The sequence below is a fragment of the Candidatus Auribacterota bacterium genome, assembly GCA_026392035.1.
Lineage (GTDB): Bacteria > Auribacterota > Tritonobacteria > UBA1439 > UBA1439 > JAPLCX01.
In genome coordinates this window covers 1-3,620 of sequence record JAPLCX010000052.1, presented here as the reverse complement: position 1 = coordinate 3,620, position 3,620 = coordinate 1, and the positions used below count along the sequence as shown (strand labels likewise).

The window sequence follows — 3,620 nt, the reverse complement described above, 5'->3', positions numbered from 1 at the left end:
TGTATAACTGCACGGGTTTCGGGCACCTGTCCCGAATTCCCGTGCATTTTATCCATCATTCTGGAGAGCATTGTACATCATATCTACTTGCCTTGTATGATATTATATATATTTTTAGACTTTTTCAGGAGACCCTATTTATAAACAAACAATAGGTAACCGCGGATTCTGCGCCTGCCTGCCGGCAGGCAGGGATTGAGCGGATCCTAGTAAAATAAGGTTACATCCACGGATTACACTGATTGTCACGGATGTGAAAACAGCCTAAAGTTTAAAGCTGAAAGCCAAAGGAGGCAGTTACACTTTGAACTTTATATTTTCAACTTTTTGCTGTGGTTGCAATCAGTGTAATCCGTGCAATCCGTGGATCGAAAACGTTGAAGGCGGGTAGGCAGAATATTAGTGGTTGACGAATAGATCAGGTTAGTTGTGGTATCGCCTTTTTACTTTTGCCTTTCGAATTACCGTGCTGCGTGCCCGACCGGGAATTGAACATCCTTGTCGAGCATAACCTTCATCCTCGTCCCCGCCGGGATCGTAATCTCCTTTTCTTCGGTGACGAATTTGGCGGCGTTGGCGACATCCTGGATAAGATAGACCGTTCCGAGGACGGGAATGGCCCTCTTGGCTACATCTTTCGCCACCATGGTCCCCGCCGCCTTCCCCCCCTTCATGGCCATCGCGGACAGGTCGAGGTGCGCCGAGGCCTCGATCGGAACCGTGCCGGAGCGGGTCTTCATGCTGGTGAAGATGAACTTCATTTTCGCCTTCATCACCGCCATCTGGGGGCCTGTAACCTCGGTGACCTTGCCGGAGAGCATAGTACCCTCAGGGACCACCACCCTTTCTCCCGCGACGAGCGGCTGCACGAGCCTGGCCCGGACGGGATCTCCCACCCGTGTCGTCCGTGAGTCGAGCGTGTTCTCGAGCGCGATCTCCATCTCGAGGCCCTGCGGGAGCGTCACCATCACCCGCTGTTTATCCCCCGCGGGATGGAGTCTCTCCTGGGCAAAGCAGGGGCGGAGAAGCAGAATGACTGTCAGCACAATCACTGTTCCCTTCATGTCCATCCTCCTTGGTTCTGCGCCTTCCATGTGCACCATTGTAGCACCTTCTCCCTGCGCCACCGACAATAATTTTGTTGTCTTTTCGCCCGCGATGAACAAGAATGCATAGGTATTTACCTTCTCCTCACCGCGATATTCGGTGAGAAGAAAAAGGGAGAAAAGGAGGCGGAGGTACTGGCAGAAGAGGCCATGAGGGAGGAAGGGGCTGAGGGGACGGGGAGTCAATTCAGTTAGAACTTCAACCGCGCCATTGCCGTGCGCGCATGGTCCACGGCGCGACTGTGGTGCATCGAAAGGAGGCGGGGGTATATGAGCACGAGACTCGCGTTGCTGTTCGGGGGGATCATTCTGGTTGGCGCGTCGGGGTTAGCACTGGCAGTCGATGATCCTGATGCTCTGGAATCAAGGATCGAGGCCATAGACTCCAAACGCGATGCGTTGGAGTCACAGAGCGATCAACTGGATTCGAGGGTTGGGGGTCTGCCATTGCGACCTGCGGCAGGGCGACAGCGCGACAACTTGGAATCGAAGCGCGATAATTTGGAATCACGGCGTGATGAGGCAGAATCACGGCGTGATGAGCGCCAATGAGGCGTCCCTGCCAGGTCTGCAATCCCTGATCAACAACCTGGAGCACAGAGTCCACGGTAAGGAAATGAGGAAAGCCGCTGCCCCGGTCGGTGATCTTCCCTACGGGACGCTCCGGCGATAGCCGGCGCGTTTCGCTTCATCCTCCGTCGTGAAATAGCGTCGCGACTCAGGAGATACCTTCTGGTAATATGCGCCGCCGGGAAGATGGTAAATCATGCTCTTCTGGTTGCCGATGATCTTCCCCTTGTGTTCCGGCGGAATCGCATAATCGGGATATGCCTTTTTCCTGTGTGTCTTCACTACATAGCTTTCACCATTGCTCTCAACAAGAATTGTCCCATCAATGTCTGTCCTGTATACCTTCACCCCTCGCCTCCTGAGCCTGCTCTCTGCGGGGGGGGCATAGCCGGAATCTTTGCTCGTACAGCTTATGATTGCCACCTCCGGTGCCGCGGCGCGCACAAATGTCGGGGATGTCGAGGTGTCGCTCCCGTGGTGGCCGACTTTCAGTATGGTGCTCTTTATATTTAGATTCCTCCTCATGATAGCCTTCTCAATTTCAACCTCGGCATCACCGGTGAACATAACGCTTATCTCCCCATAGACCAGGCGACACACAATTGAGCAATTGTTGAGATTTTTGGAAAGCGGTTCCGTCGGGCTGAGGACGGAGATCTTGACCGCGTCATACCGGTACACCTGGCCTGCCCTGCCAAGCACATACTTAATCTTCCCGCCCGCCTTGACGGCTTTCAGAAATCTCTGGTACGTCACGCTGGTATGGGGCTTGCCGGAATCGAGCACCATCTTCACGGGGAAGTGAGTCAGCACAGAGGTCAATCCCCCCACGTGGTCGGAATGAGGGTGGGTGGCGATCACGAGGTCGATCTCCTTCACTCCTGCCTTTTTGATGTAGTCCACCACATCGTCGGCGACGTCGCTGTATCCGCCATCAATGAGGATCGTGTGCCCTCCGGGGGTTTGGATAAGACAGGCGTCACCGTGTCCGACATCAATGAAATGGATTTTCAGCAGATCGCCTGCTTCCGGTGATCCCGCAGGGGTAGGCGCAGGTGTGCGTGCGGCAGGTTCACCGGGGGTGCCCTCAGCGGGTGGCGGGGGAGCCGCGTCCGGAGAGGAATTCAGCAGAAGGCCGAGGAGCGAGAGGGCGGCCAGGAAAAATAGTTTTTTCTTATAGATACCCATAGAGATAGCGCATTTATTCCAGCGATTCTATCACACCGTCCGGAATCGAGGAAGGGTGGATATCCGCCGTTCTGTGATTCAGACAGTGGGGAAGGATTTATGGCGAAAGCCTGACGTTGGATTAGCGCAAAGCTATGGGTATTGGATGGGGGGGAATACACACCATAAAAGGAAGGCTCCGTCGTGCAAAAAAGCACGTTTAGACAAGGAGTCCCCTGGCAACAACCGGAGTTGTCGCTGAAGGAGAGGCGAGATGATCTACCACGGGCCCTTACCTACTCCGATTATGGTGACCGAGGTTTTTTCATGCCCATGAGGAAGTCACGTCGCATCCTCCGCACCTTCTTCCGGAGCTTGCTCTTCCCCGGTTCCTCAATGCCCATAATGATATCGGTGTATTCGGGGAGGTCGAAGAAGCCATAATATTCCCGGGCATAGACAATGATGTGGTTGCCATAGGGAAGCATCTGGTGCTGGAGCGTGCGTCGGGTCATGCGGTTGAGCTCAGGTCGGTTTTCGTCCAATAGTTGTACCTGCAGAAGCGTGTAGGCGAGGGCAACAAAGACAACCTGATTGGTGACGAGATTAAAGTTGGGCGAATGGAATCCCGTCAGGTCCCAGAAAAGCTTTGCCTGGCGATGGCGCTCCTCGATGGTTTCACGCAGATGATACATTCCGCGGAAAAAGGGGGCGTCTTTGGTGCGGGCGGTGGAGACCAGCCCCCAGGGAGGCTTATCGGGTCGTTGGGTTAACACC

General features: G+C 54.6%; 4 protein-coding genes. 1 reads left to right on the top strand and 3 read right to left on the bottom strand.

Annotated features, from left to right (window positions below; all coding sequences use genetic code 11):
* Nucleotides 1–461 precede the first annotated feature (461 nt).
* Entirely contained in the window at nt 462–1,292 is an 831-nt protein-coding gene (locus tag NTX71_04815) for a TrbI/VirB10 family protein (protein ID MCX6339224.1), read from the bottom strand.
* An 84-nt stretch (nt 1,293–1,376) separates the two neighbouring features.
* Here NTX71_04815 and NTX71_04810 point away from each other — a divergent pair, with 84 nt between their 5' ends.
* The gene (locus NTX71_04810) at nt 1,377–1,658 is read left to right on the top strand and encodes a hypothetical protein (GenBank protein ID MCX6339223.1); all 282 of its coding nucleotides are present in this window, start codon (nt 1,377–1,379) and stop codon (nt 1,656–1,658) included.
* Nucleotides 1,659–1,757: 99 nt separating this feature from the next.
* Here NTX71_04810 and NTX71_04805 read toward each other — a convergent pair whose 3' ends face one another.
* Nucleotides 1,758–2,864, bottom strand: a complete 1,107-nt coding sequence (locus NTX71_04805) for an MBL fold metallo-hydrolase (protein ID MCX6339222.1) — start codon at nt 2,862–2,864, stop codon at nt 1,758–1,760.
* Nucleotides 2,865–3,148: 284 nt separating this feature from the next.
* Nucleotides 3,149–3,620 (bottom strand): hypothetical protein (locus tag NTX71_04800; protein MCX6339221.1); only part of this gene is annotated, 472 nt, incomplete at its 5' end.